This is a genomic window from Pseudomonas sp. HMSC057H01 (assembly GCF_001836405.1).
Classification (GTDB): Bacteria; Pseudomonadota; Gammaproteobacteria; order Pseudomonadales; family Pseudomonadaceae; genus Pseudomonas; species Pseudomonas aeruginosa.
Genome location: NZ_KV828425.1, coordinates 1 through 634 on the forward strand (window position 1 = coordinate 1; position 634 = coordinate 634).

The 634-nt window shown below is 52.2% G+C and carries 1 protein-coding gene; it reads right to left on the reverse strand.

What is annotated here, in order from left to right; genetic code table 11:
* Positions 1-69: 69 nt before the first annotated feature.
* Complete coding sequence (gene phzB / locus HMPREF2581_RS08400; RefSeq protein ID WP_003123955.1) at positions 70-558, reverse strand: phenazine biosynthesis protein PhzB; 489 nt, start codon at positions 556-558, stop codon at positions 70-72.
* Positions 559-634 lie beyond the last annotated feature (76 nt).

Sequence of the window (634 nt, forward strand, 5' to 3'; positions counted from 1 at the left end):
CGCAGCGCCGTACGCGTTGCAATAGATCGTCCATGGTGGGTCCCCCTTCGGCAGGAGATATCGTTTCGATCAAGTGGGAATGCCTTCGCGTTTTATTTCCGGGACCGGAATGCTCAAGGCGCGCAATTGCTGGAAGACGTTCATGAATTCGCGGTTGCGCTTGATCTTGCCGTCTTCAAGTTCGAAGGAATGCAGGAAGTGGTTTTCGTAATAACCTTCGGGATATCCGGGGAAAAGAATCTTGCCGTGACCGTCGCATTCGACCCAGAAATGATTGGGGTCGTCGGTTCCGAATATATTTATGTTGTACCACTCCCAATCGGGAAAGCACTTCAATGACCAGACGGCATGTTCCGCAAGTTTGTCTTTGCCACGAATGACGATGGGCGAGCCGGTATCGGTGGTCCATAAACCGCCACAGCCATCCTCGACGAAAAGTTCATGGCGGCGCAGGCGGTCCTGGCCTTTGGTATTCATGTACTTCTCGACGGTGGCGCGATTCTTTTCGCGAAGTTCGTTGGCATCGGTGAAACCGATTGGATTTGTCGTGTCAGGCATCGTCAATGCTCCTTGGCGGTAGATGTCATTCAAGTGGGAATACCGTCACGTTTTATTTGCGGAACGGCTATTCCCA

Coding starts and splice junctions, on each gene's coding strand:
- phzB (WP_003123955.1), bottom strand. CDS start 558: ATGCCTGACACGACAAATCCAATCGGTTTCACCGATGCCAACGAACTT.